Source organism: Pseudomonas sp. efr-133-TYG-103a (assembly GCF_030209235.1).
Taxonomy (GTDB): domain Bacteria; phylum Pseudomonadota; class Gammaproteobacteria; order Pseudomonadales; family Pseudomonadaceae; genus Aquipseudomonas.
Genome location: NZ_JARVSK010000007.1, coordinates 38,748 through 61,042, shown reverse-complemented (window position 1 = coordinate 61,042; position 22,295 = coordinate 38,748). Strand labels below are relative to the sequence as shown.

Annotated in this window: 24 protein-coding genes; 14 read left to right on the top strand and 10 right to left on the bottom strand. The window is 61.8% G+C overall.

Annotated features, from left to right (window positions below):
• Positions 1 to 333: 333 nt before the first annotated feature.
• The gene (locus QRN36_RS06675) at positions 334 to 747 is read right to left on the bottom strand and encodes a YbaN family protein (RefSeq protein ID WP_285423323.1); all 414 of its coding nucleotides are present in this window, start codon (positions 745 to 747) and stop codon (positions 334 to 336) included.
• Positions 748 to 757: 10 nt separating this feature from the next.
• Positions 758 to 1,345 carry a YecA family protein gene (locus QRN36_RS06670; protein WP_285423322.1) on the bottom strand — a complete coding sequence of 196 codons (588 nt, stop codon included), beginning with the start codon at positions 1,343 to 1,345 and terminating at the stop codon, positions 758 to 760.
• Positions 1,346 to 1,555: 210 nt separating this feature from the next.
• On the opposite strand from QRN36_RS06670, the gene recQ reads away from it, so the two are divergent.
• The 6 genes from recQ to QRN36_RS06640 all read left to right on the top strand — a co-directional run bounded on the left by recQ (position 1,556) and on the right by QRN36_RS06640 (position 9,081).
• On the top strand, positions 1,556 to 3,682 hold the full coding sequence (gene recQ, locus QRN36_RS06665; RefSeq protein ID WP_285423321.1) for a DNA helicase RecQ: 2,127 nt from the start codon (positions 1,556 to 1,558) through the stop codon (positions 3,680 to 3,682).
• A gap of 205 nt (positions 3,683 to 3,887) precedes the next feature.
• Positions 3,888 to 4,322 carry a MarR family transcriptional regulator gene (locus QRN36_RS06660; RefSeq protein ID WP_093463877.1) on the top strand — a complete coding sequence of 145 codons (435 nt, stop codon included), beginning with the start codon at positions 3,888 to 3,890 and terminating at the stop codon, positions 4,320 to 4,322.
• 147 nt (positions 4,323 to 4,469) lie between these two features.
• Positions 4,470 to 6,821, top strand: a complete 2,352-nt coding sequence (locus QRN36_RS06655; protein WP_373568708.1) for a FimV/HubP family polar landmark protein — start codon at positions 4,470 to 4,472, stop codon at positions 6,819 to 6,821.
• 2 nt (positions 6,822 to 6,823) lie between these two features.
• Positions 6,824 to 7,120: a SelT/SelW/SelH family protein gene (locus tag QRN36_RS06650; RefSeq protein WP_285423320.1), complete on the top strand. Its 297-nt coding sequence runs from the start codon at positions 6,824 to 6,826 to the stop codon at positions 7,118 to 7,120.
• Between the two features lie 104 nt (positions 7,121 to 7,224).
• Positions 7,225 to 8,124, top strand: coding sequence for a bestrophin family protein (locus tag QRN36_RS06645; protein WP_285423319.1), 900 nt, complete (start codon positions 7,225 to 7,227; stop codon positions 8,122 to 8,124).
• A 138-nt stretch (positions 8,125 to 8,262) separates the two neighbouring features.
• Positions 8,263 to 9,081 (top strand): UDP-2,3-diacylglucosamine diphosphatase, encoded by an 819-nt coding sequence (locus QRN36_RS06640; protein ID WP_285423318.1) that lies wholly within the window; start codon positions 8,263 to 8,265, stop codon positions 9,079 to 9,081.
• 60 nt (positions 9,082 to 9,141) lie between these two features.
• On the opposite strand, the gene QRN36_RS06635 is transcribed toward QRN36_RS06640, so the two are convergent.
• The gene (locus tag QRN36_RS06635; RefSeq protein WP_285423330.1) at positions 9,142 to 9,453 is read right to left on the bottom strand and encodes a DUF962 domain-containing protein; all 312 of its coding nucleotides are present in this window, start codon (positions 9,451 to 9,453) and stop codon (positions 9,142 to 9,144) included.
• 135 nt (positions 9,454 to 9,588) lie between these two features.
• Between QRN36_RS06635 and QRN36_RS06630 the strand changes: the two genes are divergently transcribed.
• A complete protein-coding gene (locus QRN36_RS06630) occupies positions 9,589 to 10,596 on the top strand; it encodes an AraC family transcriptional regulator (protein ID WP_285423317.1) in 1,008 nt (335 codons plus the stop codon).
• A 61-nt stretch (positions 10,597 to 10,657) separates the two neighbouring features.
• Here QRN36_RS06630 and QRN36_RS06625 read toward each other — a convergent pair whose 3' ends face one another.
• Positions 10,658 to 12,112 (bottom strand): TrkH family potassium uptake protein, encoded by a 1,455-nt coding sequence (locus QRN36_RS06625; RefSeq protein ID WP_285423316.1) that lies wholly within the window; start codon positions 12,110 to 12,112, stop codon positions 10,658 to 10,660.
• Between the two features lie 175 nt (positions 12,113 to 12,287).
• Here QRN36_RS06625 and QRN36_RS06620 point away from each other — a divergent pair, with 175 nt between their 5' ends.
• Positions 12,288 to 12,848 carry a nitroreductase family protein gene (locus QRN36_RS06620; protein WP_285423315.1) on the top strand — a complete coding sequence of 187 codons (561 nt, stop codon included), beginning with the start codon at positions 12,288 to 12,290 and terminating at the stop codon, positions 12,846 to 12,848.
• Between the two features lie 107 nt (positions 12,849 to 12,955).
• Here the strand turns inward: QRN36_RS06620 and QRN36_RS06615 are convergent, their stop codons facing one another.
• The 6 genes from QRN36_RS06615 to QRN36_RS06590 all read right to left on the bottom strand — a co-directional run bounded on the left by QRN36_RS06615 (position 12,956) and on the right by QRN36_RS06590 (position 17,251).
• Complete coding sequence (locus QRN36_RS06615) at positions 12,956 to 14,293, bottom strand: HAMP domain-containing sensor histidine kinase (protein ID WP_285423314.1); 1,338 nt, start codon at positions 14,291 to 14,293, stop codon at positions 12,956 to 12,958.
• A 102-nt stretch (positions 14,294 to 14,395) separates the two neighbouring features.
• The gene (locus QRN36_RS06610) at positions 14,396 to 14,839 is read right to left on the bottom strand and encodes a Spy/CpxP family protein refolding chaperone (protein WP_285423313.1); all 444 of its coding nucleotides are present in this window, start codon (positions 14,837 to 14,839) and stop codon (positions 14,396 to 14,398) included.
• A gap of 247 nt (positions 14,840 to 15,086) precedes the next feature.
• Positions 15,087 to 15,764, bottom strand: coding sequence for a response regulator transcription factor (locus QRN36_RS06605; RefSeq protein ID WP_285423312.1), 678 nt, complete (start codon positions 15,762 to 15,764; stop codon positions 15,087 to 15,089).
• A gap of 7 nt (positions 15,765 to 15,771) precedes the next feature.
• The gene (locus tag QRN36_RS06600; protein ID WP_285423311.1) at positions 15,772 to 16,191 is read right to left on the bottom strand and encodes a translation initiation factor 2; all 420 of its coding nucleotides are present in this window, start codon (positions 16,189 to 16,191) and stop codon (positions 15,772 to 15,774) included.
• Between the two features lie 150 nt (positions 16,192 to 16,341).
• Positions 16,342 to 16,641 (bottom strand): YciI family protein, encoded by a 300-nt coding sequence (locus QRN36_RS06595; protein ID WP_285423310.1) that lies wholly within the window; start codon positions 16,639 to 16,641, stop codon positions 16,342 to 16,344.
• A gap of 1 nt (position 16,642) precedes the next feature.
• The gene (locus QRN36_RS06590; RefSeq protein WP_285423309.1) at positions 16,643 to 17,251 is read right to left on the bottom strand and encodes a septation protein A; all 609 of its coding nucleotides are present in this window, start codon (positions 17,249 to 17,251) and stop codon (positions 16,643 to 16,645) included.
• A gap of 65 nt (positions 17,252 to 17,316) precedes the next feature.
• On the opposite strand from QRN36_RS06590, the gene QRN36_RS06585 reads away from it, so the two are divergent.
• The 6 genes from QRN36_RS06585 to rluB all read left to right on the top strand — a co-directional run bounded on the left by QRN36_RS06585 (position 17,317) and on the right by rluB (position 22,274).
• Positions 17,317 to 18,180: a PHP domain-containing protein gene (locus tag QRN36_RS06585; RefSeq protein WP_285423308.1), complete on the top strand. Its 864-nt coding sequence runs from the start codon at positions 17,317 to 17,319 to the stop codon at positions 18,178 to 18,180.
• Between the two features lie 13 nt (positions 18,181 to 18,193).
• The gene (locus tag QRN36_RS06580) at positions 18,194 to 18,826 is read left to right on the top strand and encodes an L-threonylcarbamoyladenylate synthase (protein WP_285423307.1); all 633 of its coding nucleotides are present in this window, start codon (positions 18,194 to 18,196) and stop codon (positions 18,824 to 18,826) included.
• Between the two features lie 116 nt (positions 18,827 to 18,942).
• Complete coding sequence (locus QRN36_RS06575; protein ID WP_177182143.1) at positions 18,943 to 19,641, top strand: ScpA family protein; 699 nt, start codon at positions 18,943 to 18,945, stop codon at positions 19,639 to 19,641.
• Positions 19,642 to 19,652: 11 nt separating this feature from the next.
• Positions 19,653 to 20,444: an SMC-Scp complex subunit ScpB gene (scpB, locus tag QRN36_RS06570; protein ID WP_285423306.1), complete on the top strand. Its 792-nt coding sequence runs from the start codon at positions 19,653 to 19,655 to the stop codon at positions 20,442 to 20,444.
• 217 nt (positions 20,445 to 20,661) lie between these two features.
• Positions 20,662 to 20,850: a DUF1289 domain-containing protein gene (locus tag QRN36_RS06565; RefSeq protein WP_285423305.1), complete on the top strand. Its 189-nt coding sequence runs from the start codon at positions 20,662 to 20,664 to the stop codon at positions 20,848 to 20,850.
• Positions 20,851 to 21,059: 209 nt separating this feature from the next.
• Complete coding sequence (rluB, locus tag QRN36_RS06560) at positions 21,060 to 22,274, top strand: 23S rRNA pseudouridine(2605) synthase RluB (protein WP_285423304.1); 1,215 nt, start codon at positions 21,060 to 21,062, stop codon at positions 22,272 to 22,274.
• Positions 22,275 to 22,295 lie beyond the last annotated feature (21 nt).

Sequence of the window (22,295 nt, the reverse complement as noted above, 5' to 3'; positions counted from 1 at the left end):
CTGGAGGAGATGCAGTGGCTGGAACGCAGTCTTCGCGGGCAAGCTCGCTCCTACGGGTTTTGTGTCTGGCCGCAGGATCCCAGAATGCCTGGAGATATCTGTAGGAGTGAGCTTGCTCGCGATCGGCTGCGCAGCAGTCGCAAAACCAGCCGCCGCGTCATGCCTGACACACCGCGTGCACCGATTTTGCTGCCGGTCCCCGGCAGATCGTCCGAGTGCGGGCCAGAGCGCGTCCCTACGGGATGTGTGTCAGGCCGGAGAACCCGGGAATGTCCGCTACCTATTTGTGGGAGTGAGCTTGCTCGCGAAGAGGCCGGTGAGCCCGGTGGAGAGTCAGCGGTGCAAGGTCTTTTGCCGCACGATATACACCGTCACCAGCACCGCGCTGATCAGCATGAAGCCCCGCGCCCACACCAGTGGCACCAGCCAGCAGGAAAACCCGATGCTGAGCCACATCAGCCCGATCGCGTAAACCTTGCCCCTGAGGGGAATGCCGTTGCCTTGCAGATAATCGCGAATCCACGGACCGAGACGAGGGTGATCGACCAGCCAGTGATAAAAACGCGGAGAGCTGCGGGCGAAGCAGGCGGCGGCCAGCAGAAGAAAGGGCGTGGTCGGTAGCACCGGCAGAAAGATCCCGACGACGCCCAGCGCCACGCTCAGCCAGCCAATGCCATGCAAGAGAAAACGCACGAGCCCGGAACGACTCGTGCGGGGTGTTGAATCACCGGAATTGCCCTGCGCCATAGGCGCAGACTCAGTGGTGGCGGGGCTTGAGGATGGCGGGCTTTTCGTCCGGTGCGTGCAGCAGCAGATACAGCGCGGTCAGCGCCTCCGGGATCTGCACGATCATGTCATCCATCAGGTTGGCGTCGGCGGCGATGTCCGCGAACTCAGGCTGCTCATCGAACAGACCCGAACCGACCATGATCGGCAGCAGCATCTCGCTGACTTCTTCCTCGTCGTTTTCGAACCAGGCCGCTTCACGCAGGAATACGCCCTCCATGAAGCCGATGCACCAGCCGCGCAGTTCCGAATCATCCGGGTCGTCGCCCAGATCCAGATCGCAAGGCAGCTCGAACTCTTCGTCCGACGCCAGCTGACGGGCGATATGTTCTTTGAGCTTGATGAGCGTGGACTCGATCTCTTCATGCTGAGCCTGATCCGCATAGTGCGGCGGTTCGGCGAACAGTGCGTCGATCCATTCGCGGTCCGGAACGGTTTCGGCACAGATCGACAGCGCGGTCAGGTAGCCGTGGGCGGCTACATAGTCCAGCGCTTCGTCATGCAGCTCATCGGCGTCGAGGAAGGCTTGCAGGCGGTGTAATTGCTCAGCGAAGGACATTGACGGACTACCTTGGAAATAAACGATGCTGAATTCTAGGCCCTGAGGGCCGAGGACGCCAGCGGCGAGGGCCATGGAATCGGTATTGCGCAAAAAATCGACCGTTGGCGTACGCGTTGTCCTATCGCCCGGAGCGCTCCGGTATACTGCCGCGCTTTGCGATTTGCTCAGCGATCTTCACCCGCTGCAGTGGCACCATCCGGGGTATCTATGCTCGACCAGGCTCAACGCGTACTTAAAGACATCTTCGGCTACGACAGCTTCCGTGGTCGCCAGGGTGCCATTATCGAGCGCGTGGCCAGTGGCGGTGATGCGCTGGTGCTGATGCCTACGGGCGGCGGCAAATCCCTTTGCTTTCAGGTGCCCGGCCTGCTGCGCGACGGTCTGGCCGTGGTCGTGTCGCCACTGATCGCACTGATGGACGACCAGGTTGCAACGCTTGAAGAGCTCGGTGTTTCGGCCGCGGCGCTGAACTCCACGCTCACCCCCGAGCAACAGCGCGACCTTGCCAACCGGATCCGTCTGGGCGAAGTGAAAATGCTCTACCTGGCGCCGGAACGCCTGGTTCAGCCGCGCATGCTGGCCTTCCTGCAAAACCTCAAGATCGCCTTGTTCGCCATCGACGAAGCCCATTGCGTATCGCAATGGGGCCACGACTTCCGGCCCGAATACCTGCAGCTGGGCCAACTGGCCGAGTTGTTTCCTGACGTCCCGCGCATCGCCCTGACCGCGACCGCCGACAAGCGCACCCGGGAAGAAATCGTCAATCGCCTGCACCTGCAGAACGCCGAGCGTTTTCTGTCCAGCTTCGACCGGCCGAACATTTTCTACCGCATCGTTCCCAAGGAGCAGCCGCGCAAGCAATTGCTGGCGTTCCTTTCCGAGCGGCGCAGCGATGCCGGCATCGTCTATTGCCTGTCGCGCAAGAAAGTCGAGGAAACCGCTGCGTTCCTCAGCGACAACGGCTATCCGGCGCTGCCGTATCACGCCGGGCTGCCGATCGAAACGCGCTCGGAGAACCAGCGCCGCTTCCTTAATGAGGAAGGCCTGATCATGGTCGCGACCATCGCCTTCGGCATGGGCATCGACAAGCCCAACGTGCGTTTCGTCGCGCACATGGATTTGCCCAAGTCGCTGGAAGCCTACTACCAGGAAACCGGTCGGGCAGGGCGTGACGGTCTGCCTGCCGATGCCTGGATGGCGTACGGCCTGCAGGATGTGCTGATGCTCAAGCAGATGCTGCAGAACTCCGAAGGCGATGAACGACACAAGCGCGTCGAGCATCACAAGCTCGATGCAATGCTCGCCTTGTGCGAAGAAACCCGCTGCCGGCGTCAGGCATTGCTGGCCTACTTCGACGAAGACATGCCAAACCCGTGTGGGCACTGCGACAACTGTGTCGACGGCGTGCAGACCTGGGACGCTACCGAACCTGCGCGTCAGGCGCTCTCTGCAATCTATCGAACCGGTCAGCGCTACGGCGTCGGCCATCTGGTCGACGTGCTGCTGGGCAAGGAAAACGACAAGGTCCAGGGTTTCGGGCATCAGCATCTTTCGGTGTTCGGTGTCGGTAAGAGCCGCAGTGAAGGCGAATGGCGCTCGTTGTTCCGACAACTCGTGGCGCGCGGTCTGGCTGACATCGATCTGGAAGGCTACGGCGGCCTGCGCCTGAGCGACACGTGCAGACCGCTGCTGCGCGGCGAAGTGACGCTGCAGCTGCGTCGCGACCTCAAGCCGCAGACGACCCCGAAAGCGTCCGGCAGCCCGGCCAGTCAGTTGGTGCGCGGCGAGGAACGCGAACAGTGGGAAGCCTTGCGCACCCTGCGGCGCAAGCTGGCGGAAGAACATGGCGTGCCGCCTTACGTCATTTTCCCCGATTCCACGTTGCTGGAGATGCTGCGCAGCCAGCCAGGCACCATGGCCGAAATGGGCCGGGTCAGCGGCGTCGGTGCGCGCAAGCTGGAGCGTTACGGCGAGGCGTTCCTGGAAGTGCTCGGCGGCGCGGCCCCGGCGCCTCGGGTCGTCACCGACCTGCGTCACGAACTGATCAGTCTGGCGCGAGCCGGCATGACCCCGATGCAGATCGCCGGGCAACTGCAATGTTCGGAGAAAAACGTCTACACGATGCTTGCTGAAGCCATTGGCAAGCAGCAGTTATCACTCGATCAGGCGCTGGATCTGCCTGAAGACCTGCTCAGCGAAATTCAGGACGCCTTCCTCGATGGCGAGGGTGAGCTGCCGCCGGTCGCGGCGATTGCCGAGCTGTTCACCGGCCGCGTGCCGGAAGGCGTGCTGTATTGCGTGCGTGCGGCATTGCAGTCCGAATTCGAAGTCTGACGCCAATGTCTGAACGGGCATGAATGCGGTGGGCGCTGCAGCCTGCGACCATTCATGCACTGCAGCGCGTTCCATGCCAAACCTGCCGCTTGCTGGACTGCACAGCGTTGTGCGACGAAAGACCACATCCAGACGCTTGCCTCGATAGAAGGTCCATGGTTAGCTGCCTATTAATTAGGAATCGCCTTTAACCATTGAGTTACCTATGCCGTTAACCGAAGAACACCGCTTTGGCATGCAGCTGGCCAATCTTTCCCGCGGCTGGCGCGCCGAGCTCGATCGTCGACTGGCTGACCTGGGATTGTCCCAGGCGCGCTGGCTGGTGCTGCTGCATCTGGCGCGATTCAAAGAGCCTCCGACCCAGCGCGAACTGGCCCAGAGCGTTGGCGTAGAAGGGCCGACCCTGGCCCGACTGCTCGACAGTCTGGAGAACCAAGGGCTGGTTCGTCGTCAGGCAGTGGTGGAAGACCGGCGTGCGAAAAAGATCGTGCTCAGTGATACCGCGCGGCCGCTGATCGAGAAGATCGAAACCATTGCTACCGCCCTGCGCCACGAGCTGTTCGTCGGCATTGATGAAGAGGATTTGCGTGTGTGCATGCGCGTTCACTCGAAAATTCTGGCCAATCTGGAAAAATCCTGACGCCGGCGCCGGGCGCCCGCGACAAATACGTTGAACCTGTCGAAACATCCTGTTCTATTTGCACCCATACTGATTCTGCCGGACACGCTGTCCGTGCGCGTAAACGAAAGTGCAGGGAAGCCTGCCTTGTTCTCTATAAGGGTTCGCATGCTGAAGAGTTTTCAGGCTGGTAGTCGGCGCGGGGCTTTTGCACCAGATCGCGTTCAGTCGGGTCTTCGCTCGGGGTTGCTGACACTGGCGATCGCCTCGGCTTCGCTGCTCCACAGTTCAATGGCCGCGGCATTGGGTCTGGGCGAGATCACGCTGCATTCGGCGCTGGGGCAGCCTTTCAATGCCGACATCGAACTCATCGAAGCAGGCAGTCTGACGTCGGACGAAATCGTTGTCAGCCTGGCCTCGCCCGAGGCGTTCGCCAAAGCGGGCGTCGAGCGGGTGTTCTTCCTTAACGATCTGCGTTTTACCCCCGTGGTGCGTGGCAACCGCAGCGTGATCCATGTCGAATCGCGCAAGGCGGTCACCGAGCCTTATCTGGATTTCGTCGTGCGACTGGTGCGCCCGAACGGCGACCAGCTGCACGAATACACCGTTCTCCTCGACCCGCCGACCTCGGCTTCCGGGCTCGCCGCGACGCGCAGCCGTACCCAATCGCCCGCCTCCGGGGCGAAGGACAGCGACTCGCGTTTGCCGGTCGCGCCGCCACAGGCCAGGCAAGGCAAGCGGTACACCGTGGTGTCCGGTGACACGCTGGCGGGCATTGCCCGGCAGATGCAGGCCCCCGGCAGCAAAGTCTCCTCCAGCGAGTTGATCAGCGGCATTCAGTCCCTCAATCCGCAGGCCTTTCCCAACGGCGAACGCAGTCAGCTGAAAGTCGGCCAGAGCCTGCTGTTGCCCGACAGTGCCGCCGAGCCCAAAGCCGCGAACAGCGCGCCAGCCGGTGGGCAGAACGCGTCGAACGTCGCGCCCGCCCCGACTGCATCCGGCTCGGGAGCGGCAAGCGCTCGACCCGGTGCCAACGAGCAACTGACGGCCACTGCGCTGGAAAACCAGCAGCTCAACACCTCGCTGGAAGATCTCAAGCAGCAGGTTCAGGAGGCGTCCGTCGAGGAGGCCGACAAGGACAAGCAGATCATCGAACTGCAAACGCAGCTGGCCGAACTCAAGGCACTGGCTTCACGGCCCGCTGCGGCACCGGTGACGCCGGCCTCGGGTGCGCCTGCTGGTACGGATGCCGCGCCCGCCCCGGAACCGGGCCTGGTCACGGCCGCGCCGGCGCCGACCCCAACCCCTGCCGCCGCGCCGACACCTGCACCTGCACCCGTCGTCGTTGCGCCGGCGCCCGTTCAACCGGTCGAAGACGAGGGTCTGCCGTGGACCACCCTGCTGGCCGGTCTGTTAGTGACTCTGCTGTTGCTGGCGTTGGCCTGGTCGGTCCGTCGCAACAAGCTCAAAGACCAGATGGCCCTGCAGCCGGAGCCGGTCGAGCCGATCATCAAGCCTGCCCAGGCCACCGTCACGCCGGTGTTCGAGGTGCCTGCGGTGACAGCGCCGCGTCCGGCCACCTCGGCGCCCGCCGGGCAGCGTCTGGCAGGTGCCGCCACCGACGCGCTGGATGGCGCGAGCATTTATATCGCCTATGGCCGGTTCGCCGAAGCCCTGGCGATCCTGCGCGACGCGCTGGACAAGCAGCCCCAGCGCACCGATGTGCGCTTGCGCGTCCTTGAATTGCTGGGCGAGCAGGGTGATCTCGAAGGCTTCGACCGCGAAGAGCAGATCCTGCTGAGTCAGGGCATCGAAGCGCAGAAACTCCAGGAGATCCGCAGCCGCTATCCGAAACTGCACGTCGAGACGGCCCCGGTTGCCGCGCCTCCTGGCGAAACTGCGTCGCCCGCCATGACCGCGCCGGTCGCTGCCGCAGTGGTCGCCGGTGCCGCGGCAGCAGCCGCCGCTCCGGAACCGCAGGCGCAGCTCGACGAGAATGCAGCGGCAGCGCTGAATCCTCAGCCTGCCGCCGACGATTTCCAGCTCAATCTGGATGACCTGTCGATGGACGCCGACTGGGATCTGGTCGATCCGTTCGAAAATACCCCGGCCCCGCGCAAACCGGCGCCGGAGGCCGAGCCTGAGCTGGATCCGTCATTCGCCTCTAACCTGACCGAGTTGCCGGAAGTCTTCGAGATGCCCGAAGAGCAGTTCCTCAGTGATTTTGCCGAAGAAGAAGCGCCTGCACAGATGGATGTCGAGTTCGAGGCTGAGCCGGTGGTGGTTCAGAGCAACAGTGACCTGATCGACGATGCCTTCCTGGACAGCTTCATGGACGACGAAGGCGGCTTCGATCTGCTGGATCTGGACGAAGCGCCGCTGAGCAAAATCAACGAAGCCCAGGTGCTGATCGATGAAGGCAACGTCGAAGAGGCGCGTCGGCTGCTGCAGGAGGTGATCGACGAGTCCGACGACGGCCCACAGCAAACCGCCCGCGATCTGCTCGCAGGACTCAATTGACCATGTCGACGAAACTGGAAATCGCCATCACCTATTGCACGCAGTGCCAGTGGCTGCTGCGTGCGGCGTGGCTGGCGCAGGAGTTGCTGAGTACGTTCTCTGACGATCTGGGCAAAGTCTCGCTGATCCCCGGCACCGGCGGCGTGTTCCGCATCACCTGCAACGACGTGCAGGTCTGGGAGCGCAAGGCCGATGGCGGGTTTCCCGAAGCCAAAGTCCTGAAACAGCGTGTGCGTGACCAGATCGACCCCGACCGCGATCTGGGGCACAACGATCGCAGCGCCGATCAGGACAGTTGATCGAGCGCGTCGATGACGGGGTTGCCAGTAGCGATTGGACGCTGCTGGCGTAACACGCCTATGCTCAGTTGCCTTCCCAGCGCTCGTCAGCCGTAGACCCTTCCATGATCGTCAGACCTCATCCCAACCTCGTCAATGTGCTGCTCGCGCTCAAGGGCTCGATTGCGCGGCGCATCGCCATGCGCAGCCTGCTGGTCACGTTGCTGGCGGCAGTCATCGTCCTGATCGAAAACCTGCACCCGGACTACTTTGCCAAGGTCAGCGCGACGCCGTTCACGCTGCTGGGGCTGTCGCTGTCGATCTTCATGAGTTTTCGCAACAACGCCTGCTACGACCGCTGGTACGAGGCGCGCAAGGCGCTGGGGGAAATGATCACCGAAACGCGGTCGATCATTCGCGAAACCCAGGTGATGAAGGATGACGGTGTGCGCGGACCGATCCTGCGTGACCTGTGTGGCTTTGCTCACGCACTGGGCGCCGTGCTCCGGCGTCAGGATGTCCAGCGAGCGGCCGGGCCGTGGCTCAGCCAGATGCCGCCGGCCGGTGCGGCCAATCCCTGTGACCGGATTCTGCGCGAAGTCGGGCGCCAGTGTTCGCAGGCCGCCGACAGCGGGCAGATCAACGAGTGGCGCTACACGTTGCTGGCCAGTCATCTCAGCGCGCTGAGCCGCGTGCTCACCACCTGTGACCGGATCAAGACCACGCCGCTGCCGTTTCCCTACACCTTGTTGCTGCATCGCACGATCTACCTGTTCTGCATCCTGCTGCCTTTCGCGATGGCGGAACCGCTGGGGTGGATGACGCCGTTTTTCATCGCCATCGTCAGCTATACCTTCTTTGGCCTTGATGCGATCAGCAACGAACTCGAAGACCCGTTCGGCTATGACGAGAACGACCTGCCGCTGGATGCGTTGGTGCGTGTCGTCGAGCGCGACGTGCTGGATGCCTTGGGCGTCGAGCCGCTGCCGCCGTTGCTTGAACCGGTGGAGTTCGTGTTGACGTAACGGCTGTGTGCACCTGCTGAGTCCTCTGGCTGGCGCTGCCTCGATCGATCGCGGCCTTGTCATCAAATTTCAACAGCCTCGTCATGTTCATTTCACTGACCCGGTCCACCCTTGGGGAAACCAGTGTGGAGGTCATCCATGAGCATTGCCGAGAACGTGAAACCCAGTCGTAAGCAACGTGTCCGGACCTTGTGGATATCTGATGTGCATCTGGGAACCCGGGACTGCCAGGCCGAGCATTTGTCCGGCTTCCTCAAGCAGTATCAGGCCGACAGGATTTATCTGGTCGGCGATATCATCGACGGCTGGAAACTGCGCGGCGGCATGTACTGGCCGCAAGCGCACACCAACGTCATCCGCCGCCTGCTGACCATGAGCAAGCGCGGCACCGAGGTGATCTATGTCACCGGCAATCACGATGAATTCCTGCGTCGCTATTCCAGACTGATTCTGGGCAACATCCAGCTGGTGGACGAGGCGGTGCACACCACCGCCGACGGTCGCCGGATGCTGGTGATCCATGGCGATCAGTTCGACGTGATCACGCGCTATCACCGCTGGCTGGCTTTTCTTGGCGACTCCGCCTACGAATTCACCCTGACCCTCAACCGCTGGCTCAACCACTGGCGGGCGAAATACGGCTACGGCTACTGGTCGCTTTCGGCTTACCTCAAGCACAAGGTCAAGACAGCCGTGAATTTCATCAGCGATTTTGAGGAAGCCATCGCTCACGAATGCGTGAAGCGCGGGCTAGATGGCGTGGTCTGCGGGCACATTCACCACGCGGAAATTCGTCAGGTGGGCGGCGTGGAATACCTCAATTGCGGCGACTGGGTCGAGTCGTGCACCGCGCTGATCGAGCACTGGGACGGCACGATCGAACTGTTCAGGCTCGCCGATGCTCACGTGAAGGCAAAAGCTGGCGTCATCGAGCCTGCCGTGGGCGAGACGGTCTGAAGCCTGCACTTGTTCAGCTCATGATCGGGGGCAACGCTCAGCTCAGGGCAGGCGCCTTCATCAGAAGGGCACTCTGCCGATCAGCATGTCTTTGTACATGACGAAATCGCCCAGCAGGCTGTAGAGCGGATGCTTGAACGTGGCAGGTCGATTCTTCTCGAAAAAGAAATGCCCGACCCAGGCAAAGGTGTATCCCGCCAACGGCAACACCCACAGCAACACCCAGTTCGCGCTCAATAACGCGATCGCCATAATCGCGATGACCAGACTGGTGCCCACGAAGTGCAGGCGACGGCAAGTGCTGTCGCGGTGCTCTTGCAGGTAGTACGGATAGAAATCGGCAAATCGCTCGAACGTTCTCAGGTTTTCCACGGGGCTTTGCTCGGCTGCGCTGTGTCGACTCAGTTTAGTCCAGCCCTCGCTGCAGGCAGTGACAATGGGTGCCAACGTAGTATCCTTCGGCTATCAGTCGCAGGGGGCGATTGAGCATAATAAGAAGACGTGAGCATGGAAAAAACGACTTCTTCGAGCTGGGCCCTGGGCATCGTCAGGTCTCTGGAGATGGACGGGCTCGACTGCCAGGCGCTGTTCCGCGAGCTGGGCCTGATCTACGCGGACCTCGAGAACCCTGACGCCCGATTTGCCCAGGACTCCATGACTCGCCTCTGGCAGCGTGCCGTCGAGCTGTCGGGTAATCCGGCGATCGGTCTGAACATGGCTCGCGTCGTCAGGCCGGCGTCTTTCAGCGTGGCCGGGTATGCGCTGATGTCCAGCCAGACCCTCAAAGAGGGGTTCGAGCGTCTGGTGCGCTATCAGCGCATCATTGCCGACAGCGCCGATCTGAGTTTTCGGCTGATCCCGGAAGGTTACGCCCTGATCCTTACCGTGCACGGCGATCGACTGCCGCCGACGCGGCAAAGCGCCGAGGCCTCGCTGGCCTTTGCACTGGCGTTTTGCGGCTGGCTGACGGGCCGTCCGTTGCACCCGCGTCAGGTACTGATTCAGGGTGACCAGCCCAAAAATGTCGAGCCGTACAAGAAGTTCTTCCACGCGCCGCTGACCTTCAATGCGCCATACGACGCTCTGGTGTTCGAGCGCGCCGACATGGAAGCCCCCTTGCCGACGGCCAATGCGGCGATGGCTGAACTGCATGACCGTTTCGCCGGGGAGTTCCTGGCCCGCTTTGCCAACAACCGCGTCACCCATCAAGCGCGCCAGGTGATTTGCAGGCTGCTGCCTCAGGGGGAGCCCAAACGTGAGGCGGTCGCCCAGAGCCTGCACTTGTCGCAACGTACCTTGCAGCGGCGTTTGCAGGAGGAGGGCACCAGTTTTCAGACGCTGCTCGATGACACTCGACGCGAACTGGCCGAGCAATACCTCGCGCAACCGCAGATGACCTTGCTGGAGATCGCTTACCTGTTGGGCTTCGCCGACCCGAGCAACTTCTTCCGTGCATTCAGACGATGGTTCGACGAGACGCCGGGCGAGTACCGGGTACGTAAGGCGATCGACTAGTCACCCTCGATCCCATGAACGCGCTGCAAGGACGTGCCGTGTTCTGTCCGGCGGCGTTGTATCAATGCCGCCAGAATGCAGGGATGCACAGCACCAGCACCGTGATGATTTCCAGCCGGCCAAGCAGCATGCCGACCGACAGAATCCACTTGGCGGCATCGGGCAGTGTCGAGAAGTTGCCCGCCGGACCGATGGTTTCCCCCAGCCCCGGCCCGACGCCAGACACCGTACTGGCCGCGCCGGTGAGTGCGGTCATCCAGTCCAGCCCCAGCAACGACAGCAGCAGTGCGATCAGGCAGATGGTGATCGTGAAGAAGAACGAAAACGTCAGAATCGAACGAACGATTTCGTCGTCCAGACGATGGCCGTTGTACTTCTGTTTGAGCACCGCCCGAGGATGAATCAACTGATGCAGGTTGGCCTTGAGCAGGATGTACGCAACCTGGAACCGGAACACTTTCACGCCGCCCGCGGTTGACCCCGAGCAGCCGCCGATGAAGCCCAGATAGAAGAACAGCATCAACGCGAAGTTGCCCCAGAGGCTGTAGTCGCCAAGCGCAAAACCGGTGGTGGTCACCACTGAGGTCACGTTCAGCGCGACATGGCGCAACGCGTCGTACCACGGCAGATCGGTGGTCGCCCAATACCAGACGCCCATCACCAGCCAGGTGACCAGCAGCAGGCCGATGAAGCCCTGCACTTGCTGGTCCCGGAACAGCGCCTGGCGATGGCCGCGCAAGGTGGCGACGTACAGGGTGAAGGGCAGGCTGCCGAGAATCATCACCACGATAGCCACCCAATGCACAGCCGGTTGCGGCCATTTGGCGAGAGACAGATCGGAGGTGGAAAAACCGCCGGTGGAAATCGCCGACATTGAATGGTTGATGGCGTCGAACAGGCTCATCCCTGCCCACCAGAACGCCAGACTGCCCAGTACGGTGATGCCGACGTAAACCAGCACGATGAACTTGGCGACCATGTGCGAGCGCGGCATGACCTTTTCCGAGCGGTCCGACGATTCGGTCTGGAACAACCGCATGCCACCGATGCGCAGCAAGGGCAGAATCGCCACGGCCATGCCGATGAAGCCGATGCCGCCGAGCCAGTGCAGCAGCGAGCGCCAGATGAGGATGCCCGGCGACATGCTGTCGAGCCCGCTGAGGACCGTGGAACCGGTGGCGGTGATGCCCGACATGCTTTCGAAAAAGGAGTCCGTGTAGCTGATGTGCTGGGTCAGCAGAAACGGCAGCGCGGCGAAAATGCACACCACGACCCAGCTGCTGACCGTGAGCAGGTACATGTCTCTGGGCCGCAGGTGGACGTGTTCCGGCCGCCCTTGACCCACCAGCGCAAGGCCGCAGATGAAGGTGATCATGCTGGACCAGAGGAACGAGGGCATGTCCGCCGTGCGGTTGAAGATCAGCAGCGTGGCCATTGGCACGACCATGGCGATGGCCAGGGTGATGAGAAAGATGCCGATAATGAAACCGATGATGCGAAGGGTCGGCAACGCCATGCAGTCGCTCTGATCTAGGTGATGGAAAGGCGCTCATTCTACCCGTGGGCAGAGCCAAGTAAACCGAGGCACTTTCTGCGTGTCTTGTAAGTAAATGCCACCGCTGTTCGTTATTGAAGTTCAAGAATGTGTTTGCAGCACTACAATGCCCCATCAAATTTCAGGAGACGATTCAATGGAAGCGCTTGATGTATTGCTTAATCGCGTGTCCGTCCCCCGGCTGATCGAGCCTGCACCCGATGCGGCGCAACGCGAAATCCTCTTCAGCGCCGCCTTGCGTGCTCCCGATCATGGACAGTTGCGGCCTTATCGGTTTCTCACCGTAGAAGGTGAAGCGCGTCAGCGAATGGGCAATCTGCTGGCCGAGGCGCTGATCGAAAGCGGCAGCGGTGCCGATGAAAAAGCGCTGGACAAGGCCCGCTCCGGCCCCTTGCGCGCACCGCTGGTGGTGGTCGTCATCGCCAGGCTGCAAGACCATTACAAGGTACCCAGGAGCGAACAGCTGATCACCGCGGGTTGCGCTGCCCACGGCGTGCTGCTGGCAGCCTATGCGCTGGGCGTTGGCGCGGTATGGCGCACCGGCGAGTTGTCCTACTCCCCGCATGTGGCCAAAGGCCTGGGCCTGGCTGCGGACGAAGAAGTCGTTGCGTTCCTGTATCTGGGCACGCCGCTGAACCCACCGCGCGAGGCGGCGAAGCCTGAAGTCGTGGACTTCGTCAGCGAGTGGCAGGGGTAGGGTGGCACTGCGCATTTCCGCAGTCGCAGGCGGGCTCGCGATTTCGGTCCGTTAGCCACCTCGTCACCACCGGCTGGACCTGTTCGCGAGCCAGCCGGGGCCGACCGTTAGCTGTGCACGGTCGCCAGATCGTGCGGTACGACAATGCTGGCGATGAAGCCGCCCTGCGGATGATTTTCCAGCAGCAGATGGCCTCCGTGCTTTTCCGCTGCGCGTTTGGCGATGGCCAGACCCAGACCATAGCCCGGAGCGGTCTGGCCCGGCGCACGGTAGAACGGTTCTCCCAGCTGAGCCAGGTGATCCGCGCTGACGCCAGGGCCGTGGTCACGCACGCTGATGAACAGCGTGTCATCTTCGCTGCGCGCGCTCAGTTCGATGGGCTGACCTGCAGGATTGAAACGCAGAGCGTTGCGCAGCAGGTTGTCCAGCGCCCGTTCGAGCACGTTCGGCCAACCCTGCAGTTGAACATCAGCCTGTACCTGAACGGCGACGGTCTGGTCTGTGCTGCCCAGCTCGGTTTCCGCTTTCAGGTGATGCAACAGCCCGGGAAGATCGATCGCCGTGGCGCTGCCCATGTCCGCATCCAGTCGCGCCAGAGCCAGGATTTCACCGATCAACTCCTCCAGCCGGTCGCATTCGCGCGTCAGACGCGGCCAGAGCTTTTCCCGCTCGGCAGGTTCGGCCCGTTCGGCCAGTGCCAATGCGATGCGCAGGCGTGCGAGGGGCGAGCGCAGCTCGTGGGAAACGTCGCGCAGCAACTGTCGCTGGCTGCCGATCAGGCTTTGCAGGCGCGCACCCATGCGGTTGAAATCGTTGGCCAGAACGCCGAATTCATCCCTGCGATTGGCCAGCTGGGCCAGGCTGTTCTGTTGATAGGTGGTTTGACCAAGGTCATGCACGGCGCCCCGCAGACGGCTCAGCGGACGCGTGATCGACAACGTCACCAGCAGACTGAACAAGGTCAGCACAACCAGCGCAATGCCCAGTGCGCTGAGCGGCCACAGCAGGCTTTCGCGGTGCCAGGCATCGAGTTCAGGATGTGGGATACGGTAGATCAGCAGGTAGGTTTCTTCGGTCTTGGGGCTGGTGTATTCACTGGTCAGACGACGCCATGGCAGTTGCCGGGGATCGTCCTTCTGACGGGCTTCGAAGGCGGCCGCACGTGGGGGAAATGTGCCGGGAATCACCGCTTCGCCGCTGTCGTTGAGCACCTGGACGTCGATGTGATACTTGCGTTTGAGGCCTTGCAGAAAGTCCTGAGCGGCGCCTTCACCTTCGTTCTCGTAAAGCTGAGTCCATTTTTCCGGCAGGTTATGCAGGCCGGGATGACGGCTGAGAATCCAGGCATCCTGATTGAGCATATGGCCCAACAGGATCGACAGACCCGCCACCAACGCGATCGCCAGCCAGAAGCTTGCGAGAATTCGCCAGAACAATGAACGCACTTGAAGCCCTCGGTCACGCCCCTCAATCAGAAAACCCGACACGCCGGGGAGAGCGTGTCGGGTCAGGGAGTGTAATGCCGCGCCAGCAGCGGTGACCGCGAATTACTGGGTTTTTTGCGCTTTCTGCGCTTTCCAGGCTTCGAACTCGGCACGATCGGCCCGGCGCTGAGCCTGATCCTTCTGGATCTGATCGAAGGTCTTCTGCTGCTCAGGCGTCAGCATGGCGCGGATGTCGGCCTGGGTTTTCGCATGTTTGGCAGCCAGCTCATCCTGCATCGCTTTCTGATCGGCCGGCGACAGCTTGGCCAGGTACTTGTGGGTGATCTCGGAGCGGCCGCGCCATTGGTCGCCCATCAGTTTGCCGACCTGCTGACGCTGTTCCGGGGTCAGGTTCAGCTTGTCGAACGGACCTTTACGGTGATGCATGCCCGGGCCATCGAAGCCAGGACCGCCGGGACCTGCCATCGGGCCGCCTTCCGGAGGCATTGCCATTGCAACGGTAGGCAGGGCAGCAGCGAACATCAAAGCCATCAGAGTCTTGCGCATGGTGTATCTCCTTGTCTCGAATCCGGCTCTGTGCCGGTTGTGGCCAGTTTAGGGAGATCAAGGTCAAGCGAGGTCAGGTGTGGGTAAAGCTTGGGTAAAGAGGATTCATGATGCGGCTGACAGATCGATGTCGGCGCAGTTACCTGCAGGGGCGGGCTTGCCCGCGATGGCGATTCGTCAGACATTGCAATGTGGCTGACACACCGCCATCGCGGGCAATCGTGCTCCTGCATTTATTTCGTATGAACTACACCGCGTAGTAATAACCCCGACTGCGCAGCGCGACGATGCGCGGGCGGCCGTCGGCGTGCGGTCCGATCTTCTTGCGCAGGTTACTGACGTGCATGTCCAGGCTGCGGTCGTAGAGGGTAAGTTTGCGACCCAGCGCCAGCTGCGCCAGCTCCTGCTTGTCCAGAGGTTCGCCCGGCTGGCCGAGCAAGGCTTCGAGCAAGCGGGCTTCGGAGACGGTCAGGGTGAATTCCTGGTCGTCGATGGTGACGACGCCACGGGCCGGGCTGAAGCACAGGTCGCCCAGTTCGATCTGCGAAGAGACTGCCGTGGGGTGGCTGCGGCGCAGGACGGCGCGCAGGCGTGCGGTCAGTTCCCGAGGGTCACAGGGCTTGGCAAGGTAATCATCGGCTCCAAGCTCCAGACCCAGAATGCGGTCCAGCGGCTCCCCGCGTGCGGACAGCATCAGGACCGGAAGGTCGGGGTGATCGGTGCGCAGTTGCTTGAGCAGTTCAAGACCGCTGCCATCGGGCAGCATCACGTCCAGAACCACGGCCGCCGGAGCGGATTCGGCCAGTGCCTTGCGGGCGCTCTGGCCATCGTGGCAAGCCCTGACCACAAACCCTTCCTGGGTCAGCCAACTGCTCAGAAGCTCGCAGAGCTCCTGGTCATCATCAATAAGTAACAGCTCGCTCATGACTCACTCAATTTAGCCATTGCCGACGCTGTCTACGCCAGCCGCTGGCAAAGATACCGCACAGAAGGGCCGACATTGCAACGCCAGCCCCAGTGACGAACCATTGTTGTTGCTCGGTCAGCACCCGTGGAGGCATGACCGACTGAGCTTCTTTGAGCTGCAGTTTAAGCCTTTGGTTCTCCTGACGCAGGCGACCGAGCTGGATACTTTCGCGTTCGGCATCGGCATTCTGCATCTGCCGCGTCAGTTCTTCGCGTTGTTTCTCGCTTTCCGCCAGACGCTGGCGCAGATCGGTCAACTGGCTCGCCGCGCTGGGCAGCGGCAGTGCGTGGCTGATGGTGTCGCTCGTTTCCTCCGCTTGCACATCGAAACTGATTGCCGAAACGGCCAGCGCGGCCGTCAGTACACACCACAGACGTGGACGCATCTGAACTCCTGACTTTTTTGCGGCGCCTGGCAACTGCACCGTTTTTATTGGGCATTTGGCAGGTTATCGGCAGCAGGATGCGAATAATGAGCAATCAGAAGCGGGCGTGCGCAATGCCCGGTCTCAAGGAGCCGGGCACGGTGCGGCAGGTTACGGCAGGACTTGTTTGAAAGGCTTGACCACGACGTGGTCGTAAACGCCGGCCTTGATGTAAGGGTCGGCATCAGCCCAGGCCTGCGCGGCGGCGAGCGATTCGAATTCGGCGACGATCAGGCTGCCGGTGAAACCCGCCGCGCCCGGGTCGTTGCTGTCGACGGCCGGGTTGGGGCCAGCGAGGATGATGCGGCCTTCGGCTTTGAGTGCCGTCAGGCGCTCCAGATGCGCGGGGCGCGCTTCCAGGCGTTTTTCCAGCGAGTTGGCGACGTCTGTTGCGACGATTGCGTAGAGCATTTCAGTCCTCGGTCTTTTTTGTTGAAGGCTGGGTGGACGCATCGGCGTCGTGGATGTGTCGGGCCAGGAAAATGCCTTGGCCGATCAGGAACAGCAGGGTCATGCCCAGGCTGCCGAAGACTTTGAAATCGACCCAGAAATCCTGATAAGTGAACGCCACATACAGGTTGGCGGCGCCGCAGAATAGAAAGAACACGATCCAGGCGATGTTCAGTCTGGTCCAGATCGCCTGCGGCAGGGTCAGCGCGTGGCCCATGATGCGCTGGATCAGCAGACGGTCACCGATGAAATGGCTGCCGGCAAAAATCAACGCGAACAGCCAGTTGACGACCGGCGCTTTCCACTTGAGAAAGGTTTCGCTGTGAAACGCCAGCGTCAGGCTGCCGAAGACCAGACAGGCGATCAGGGTCAGCCACTGGCTTTTTTCAAGCTTGCCTTGACGCACATAAAGGATGCCGTAGACCACGATGGAGCTGGCGATCAACATCGCGGTGGCGCTGAAAATTCCGCCTACCATGAAGCTGTGGCCAAGAATGTCGACGGCTTGGGGACTGATTTTGTAGACGACGAAAAACAGGATAAGCGGGATGAAGTCGATGAATTGTTTCACAGTGAGAGCCAGAAGCTGGATGTGACGGCATAATAACAAACATCAATGACTGCGAAAGCGCCCCTATGAATGTCGACCTGCACTGCCACAGCACCGCTTCCGATGGCGCGCTTGCGCCTGCGGCACTTGTCGCACGTGCTCACGAAAACGGCGTCAGAGTGCTTGCACTGACCGATCACGACACCATCGAAGGCCTCGAAGAAGCCCGTGCGGCGGCGCTTGCGCTGGATATGCAGCTCATCAATGGCATCGAGTTGTCCTGCACTTGGGGCGGTGCCACCATCCACGTGCTGGGCTACGGCTTCGATGTCGATGCCCGGCCTTTGCTCGATGCCATTGAGCAATTGCACACCGGGCGGTGGTTGCGCGCGGAAGAAATCAGTCGCAAATTGGCGATGAAAGGTATGCCTGGCGCGCTCGAAGGTGCGCGGGCCGTGCAGCAGGCCTTGGGTGACAGCGGCAATGCACCGGCCAGACCGCATTTCGCCGATTTCCTGATCAATGAAGGTTTCGTGAAAGATCGCGCCGAAGCGTTCCGCAAATGGCTGGGCGCAGGCAAGCTGGGCGACGTCAAACAGCACTGGCCGACGCTGGAAGACACCGTGGCGACCCTGCGCGCGGCGGGTGCATGGGTCAGCCTGGCCCATCCCTGGCATTACGATTTCACTCGCAGCAAACGTCGCAAACTGGTCGCCGACTTCATTCAGGCTGGCGGCCATGCGATCGAAGTAGTCAATGGTCTGCAGCCTGCCGATCAAGTCGGCAGCCTGGCTATTCTGGCCCGAGAGTTCGGTCTGCTGGTCAGTGCCGGCAGTGATTTTCATGCCCCGGGCGCCTGGTCCGAAATTGGCGTGTATCGCCCGTTGCCGGAGGATCTGCCGCCGCTTTGGTGTCGGTTCAAACAAAATGACCAGCCTACTGCCGTCTGAACAGGAAGATACCGTGAGTCAATTTTTTCAGGTCCATCCGGACAATCCGCAGGCGCGCCTGATCAAACAGGCCGTGGAAATCATCCGGGCCGGCGGTCTGGTGGTGTACCCCACCGATTCGTCCTACGCGCTGGGTTGCCAGATGGGCGACAAGACCGCGGTGGAGCGTATCCGCCGCCTGCGCCAGCTCGACGACAAGCACAATTTCACCCTGATGTGCTGCGACCTGTCGCAACTGGGGCTGTTCGCCAAGGTTGACACCGCCGCGTTCCGGGTGCTCAAGGCGCATACGCCGGGGCCCTACACCTTCATCCTCGGCGCCACGCGCGATGTGCCACGGCTGGTCTTGCATCCCAAGCGTCGCACCATCGGTCTGCGAGTGCCGCAGCATCCCATTGCCCAGGCACTGTTGCAGGAACTGGGCGAGCCGCTGATGAGTGTCAGCCTGATCATGCCCGGCGAAACACTGCCGATGAGTGATCCGCTGCAGATGCGCCAAGTCCTCGAGCATCAGGTGGACTTGATCATCGACGGGGGCGAGGGCGGTATCTCGGCGTCTACCGTGATCAATCTGGCCGAGGGCGATCCACAAGTCGTACGCGTCGGCTGTGGCGATCCGACACCGTTCGGGGTCGAAGTCGAGTGACCGACGCGCAATCTCTGGATCCTCAGGCCGACGCTCAGCAGGAATTGCCGTTTGCGATGGTCTACGGTCAGGCCGTCACGCAGATGCCGGTCGACCTGTACATTCCTCCGGACGCGCTGGAAGTCTTCCTCGAGGCGTTCGAAGGTCCGCTGGACTTGCTGCTCTACCTGATCCGCAAGCAGAACATCAACATCCTCGACATCCCGGTGGCGGAAATCACTCGCCAGTACATGGGCTATGTGGAGCTGATGAAAACCGTCCGCCTGGAGCTGGCCGCCGAATATCTGGTGATGGCCGCCATGCTTGCCGAAATCAAGTCGCGGATGCTGTTGCCGCGCTCCGAGACGGCTGAGGAGGAAGAGGACGATCCGCGCGCCGAGCTGATTCGTCGTCTGCAGGAATACGAACGCTTCAAGGCCGCGGCGGAGGGCATCGACGGTTTGTCCCGTGTCGGCCGGGACGTCGTGGTGCCCAGGCTGGATGCGCCTGAAGCGCGGGCGCGCAAGCTGCTGCCGGACGTTGCGCTCGAAGAATTGCTGATGTCCATGGCCGAGGTCCTGCGGCGCGCCGACATGTTCGAGAGCCATCAGGTCAGCCGTGAAGCGCTGTCCACCCGCGAGCGCATGAGTGATGTGCTGGAGCGCCTGAAGGGCGCGGGTTTCGTGCCGTTTGCCGAGTTGTTCACGGCAGAGGAGGGGCGGCTGGGCGTGGTCGTCACGTTCATGGCGGTGCTTGAGCTGGTCAAGGAGCAGTTGGTGGAACTGGTGCAGAACGAACCCTTCGCTGTCATTCATGTGCGCGCGCGAGCCGAATAAAGAGCTGATCGATGAACCTGAACGAACCCCGCGAACTCGCGCCGCTGCTCGAAGCGTTCCTGCTGGCCTCCGGAAAACCGCAATCGCTGGAGCGGCTCTATGAGCTGTTCGAAGAAGGTGAGCGTCCGGAGCCTGCGGTATTCAAGAAGGCGCTGACCTTGCTGGGCAAGTCGTGCGATAACCGTGCGTTCGAGCTCAAGGAGGTGGCGACCGGCTACCGCCTGCAGATCCGCGAGAAGTTCGCGCCGTGGGTCGGTCGCTTGTGGGAAGAGCGCCCGCAGCGTTACTCGCGGGCGCTGCTGGAAACCATGGCGCTGATCGCCTATCGCCAGCCGATCACCCGCGGCGAGATTGAAGATGTGCGCGGCGTTGCGGTCAACAGCAACATCGTCAAGACCTTGCTGGAGCGCGAGTGGATCAGGATCGTCGGCTACCGCGATGTGCCGGGCAAGCCGGCGATGTTCGCGACCACCAAGGCGTTCCTCGATCACTTCAACCTCAAGAGCCTCGACGAACTGCCGCCGTTGGCCGATCTGCGGGAAATGGAGGCCGAGCCTGTCCTTGATTTCGATGACGCGCCCGTGCCGGCGCATCTGCAGGCGCTGGCCGATGCCAGCCTTGCGGACGAAACGGAGCAGGAGCCGGAAGCGCCGCGCGACGAAACCAGCTTCCGCAGCCTGCTGGCCGAGCTGGACACGATGGAACACGGCCTGAAAATCGACTTCGACGATTTATTGCTCGATGACGCCGATAAAGAGTCTGAATTGGAAGATGAGCGAACGGACGACGAAGATCCCCGGTGACGCGGCAAGGCTCAATTTGCCGTAGACCTGTAGGAGCGCGCTCGCCCGCGATACGGTTGGTCGCCACAGAACTGTCTCGGATGTTCATCCGCAGCCCATTGCAGGAGTGAGCTTGCTCGCGATTGGGGCGTGTCGGCCAGTACAAGGGTGACGGGCATGCCGCCCTCGCGGGAAAGCGCGCTCCTACAACGGATAAATCCACTCTTCAGGGCTTTTCATGAGCAGCAAAAACCCCTGCATCAGCATCTGCAAATTCGACGACGACATCTGCATCGGTTGTGGGCGCAGCAAGCGCGAAATAAAGTCGTGGAAGAAGATGGACAAGGACGAAAGACGCGCGGTATTGGCCGAGTCGGTGGCCCGCCTGAGTAAGCTCAAGCGTGCCGGTCGACGGAAAAAGAAGTGATCGCGATCATGCGGTCAGGGTTTTCGTCTAGTCTGTGATGCGCAACGCGTGACATGAGCGTATGATTCGCGACCTTTTGGCGATCCGCACTCGCCACTGGTTCCAGTTTTCAGCCCCGTTTCGCAACCGAGCGTCGCTTCGGTCAGCGAGCAGGGCAACAGGCCGTGCCCACTCCGCACGGTCTGATCGACACACCGGGAGGTGCCCAGATGAGTGAACAAGACAAGCAGGACAAAGAGATCGGCCCAGCAGGCGAGAAACTGCAAAAGGTCCTCGCCCGTATTGGCGTCGGCTCGCGCCGTGACGTCGAAGCGTGGATCGGCGAAGGCCGCATCAAGGTCAACGGCGTTCAGGCAAGCCTGGGTCAGCGCGTGGACCTGCACGACGCCATCAGCGTCGACGGTCGCGTGATCAAGCGCGAAGAAGCGGCCGAAACGGTCCGTCGCGTCATCATGTACAACAAGCCCGATGGCGAAATCTGCACCCGCGACGACCCTGAAGGCCGTCCGACCGTGTTCGACCGCCTGCCTCGTCCTAAAGAAGGTCGCTGGATCAATATCGGTCGCCTGGACATCAACACCACCGGTCTGCTGATGTTCACCACCGACGGTGAACTGGCCAACCGCCTGATGCACCCCTCGTTCGAAATGGACCGCGAGTACGCAGTGCGCGTCCGTGGCGAGGTCGACGACGACATGCTGCTGCGCCTCAAGAACGGCGTGATTCTGGAAGACGGTCCGGCGCGTTTCACCGACATCCAGCAAGCGCCGGGCGGTGAAGGCTTCAACCATTGGTATCACTGCGTGGTGATGGAAGGCCGTAACCGCGAAGTGCGTCGCCTGTGGGAATCCCAGGGTCTGGTGGTCAGCCGCCTGAAGCGCGTGCGCTTCGGTCCGGTGTTCCTGAACTCGGATCTGCCGATGGGCCGCTGGCGCGAAATGACCCAGCAGGAAGTCGATATCCTCAGCGCCGAAGTGGGCCTCAAACCTGTCGCCATGCCGCAGATGAACGCCAAGACCAAGGACAAACTGGAGCGCTTGCAGCGCCAGTCGTCGCGTCCGTTGGGCAAAGGCGAGCGCGTTCGTCAGTTGCGTCCGGCCAAGGACGCAGCGCCTGCCGAACGTCCGGCCCGTGAGCCGCGCATGGCCGATGGCGAACGTCCAGCCCGCAAGCCGGCTGACAGCAGTCGCCCAGCGCGCTCGCCTCGTCCGGCCGCCGGTGGTCGCAGCGACAGCCGCACGGACAGCAGCCGTGGCACGCCAGTGGCGGAACGTCCGAGCGAGATGAACAAGCGCCCGGCGAAACCAAAAACCACGCGTCCTGGCATCAAGCTGGCTGACGACAAAACGCCTTCGGGCAAGCGTCGTGGCGCACCGGCCGGCTCTGGCCAGCGTCCGGGCTTCGGTCGTCGCAAGCCCGAGTAAGGTTGGGGTGAACATGAAAGC

Coding starts and splice junctions, on each gene's coding strand:
- QRN36_RS06585 (WP_285423308.1), top strand. CDS start 17,317: ATGAATGTCGACCTGCACTGCCACAGCACCGCTTCCGATGGCGCGCTT.
- rluB (WP_285423304.1), top strand. CDS start 21,060: ATGAGTGAACAAGACAAGCAGGACAAAGAGATCGGCCCAGCAGGCGAG.
- QRN36_RS06670 (WP_285423322.1), bottom strand. CDS start 1,345: ATGTCCTTCGCTGAGCAATTACACCGCCTGCAAGCCTTCCTCGACGCC.
- QRN36_RS06630 (WP_285423317.1), top strand. CDS start 9,589: ATGGAAAAAACGACTTCTTCGAGCTGGGCCCTGGGCATCGTCAGGTCT.
- QRN36_RS06605 (WP_285423312.1), bottom strand. CDS start 15,764: ATGAGCGAGCTGTTACTTATTGATGATGACCAGGAGCTCTGCGAGCTT.
- QRN36_RS06610 (WP_285423313.1), bottom strand. CDS start 14,839: ATGCGCAAGACTCTGATGGCTTTGATGTTCGCTGCTGCCCTGCCTACC.
- QRN36_RS06565 (WP_285423305.1), top strand. CDS start 20,662: ATGAGCAGCAAAAACCCCTGCATCAGCATCTGCAAATTCGACGACGAC.
- QRN36_RS06640 (WP_285423318.1), top strand. CDS start 8,263: ATGAGCATTGCCGAGAACGTGAAACCCAGTCGTAAGCAACGTGTCCGG.
- QRN36_RS06675 (WP_285423323.1), bottom strand. CDS start 747: ATGGCGCAGGGCAATTCCGGTGATTCAACACCCCGCACGAGTCGTTCC.
- QRN36_RS06625 (WP_285423316.1), bottom strand. CDS start 12,112: ATGGCGTTGCCGACCCTTCGCATCATCGGTTTCATTATCGGCATCTTT.
- QRN36_RS06660 (WP_093463877.1), top strand. CDS start 3,888: ATGCCGTTAACCGAAGAACACCGCTTTGGCATGCAGCTGGCCAATCTT.
- QRN36_RS06650 (WP_285423320.1), top strand. CDS start 6,824: ATGTCGACGAAACTGGAAATCGCCATCACCTATTGCACGCAGTGCCAG.
- QRN36_RS06655 (WP_373568708.1), top strand. CDS start 4,470: ATGCTGAAGAGTTTTCAGGCTGGTAGTCGGCGCGGGGCTTTTGCACCA.
- QRN36_RS06620 (WP_285423315.1), top strand. CDS start 12,288: ATGGAAGCGCTTGATGTATTGCTTAATCGCGTGTCCGTCCCCCGGCTG.
- QRN36_RS06645 (WP_285423319.1), top strand. CDS start 7,225: ATGATCGTCAGACCTCATCCCAACCTCGTCAATGTGCTGCTCGCGCTC.
- recQ (WP_285423321.1), top strand. CDS start 1,556: ATGCTCGACCAGGCTCAACGCGTACTTAAAGACATCTTCGGCTACGAC.
- scpB (WP_285423306.1), top strand. CDS start 19,653: ATGAACCTGAACGAACCCCGCGAACTCGCGCCGCTGCTCGAAGCGTTC.
- QRN36_RS06595 (WP_285423310.1), bottom strand. CDS start 16,641: ATGCTCTACGCAATCGTCGCAACAGACGTCGCCAACTCGCTGGAAAAA.
- QRN36_RS06600 (WP_285423311.1), bottom strand. CDS start 16,191: ATGCGTCCACGTCTGTGGTGTGTACTGACGGCCGCGCTGGCCGTTTCG.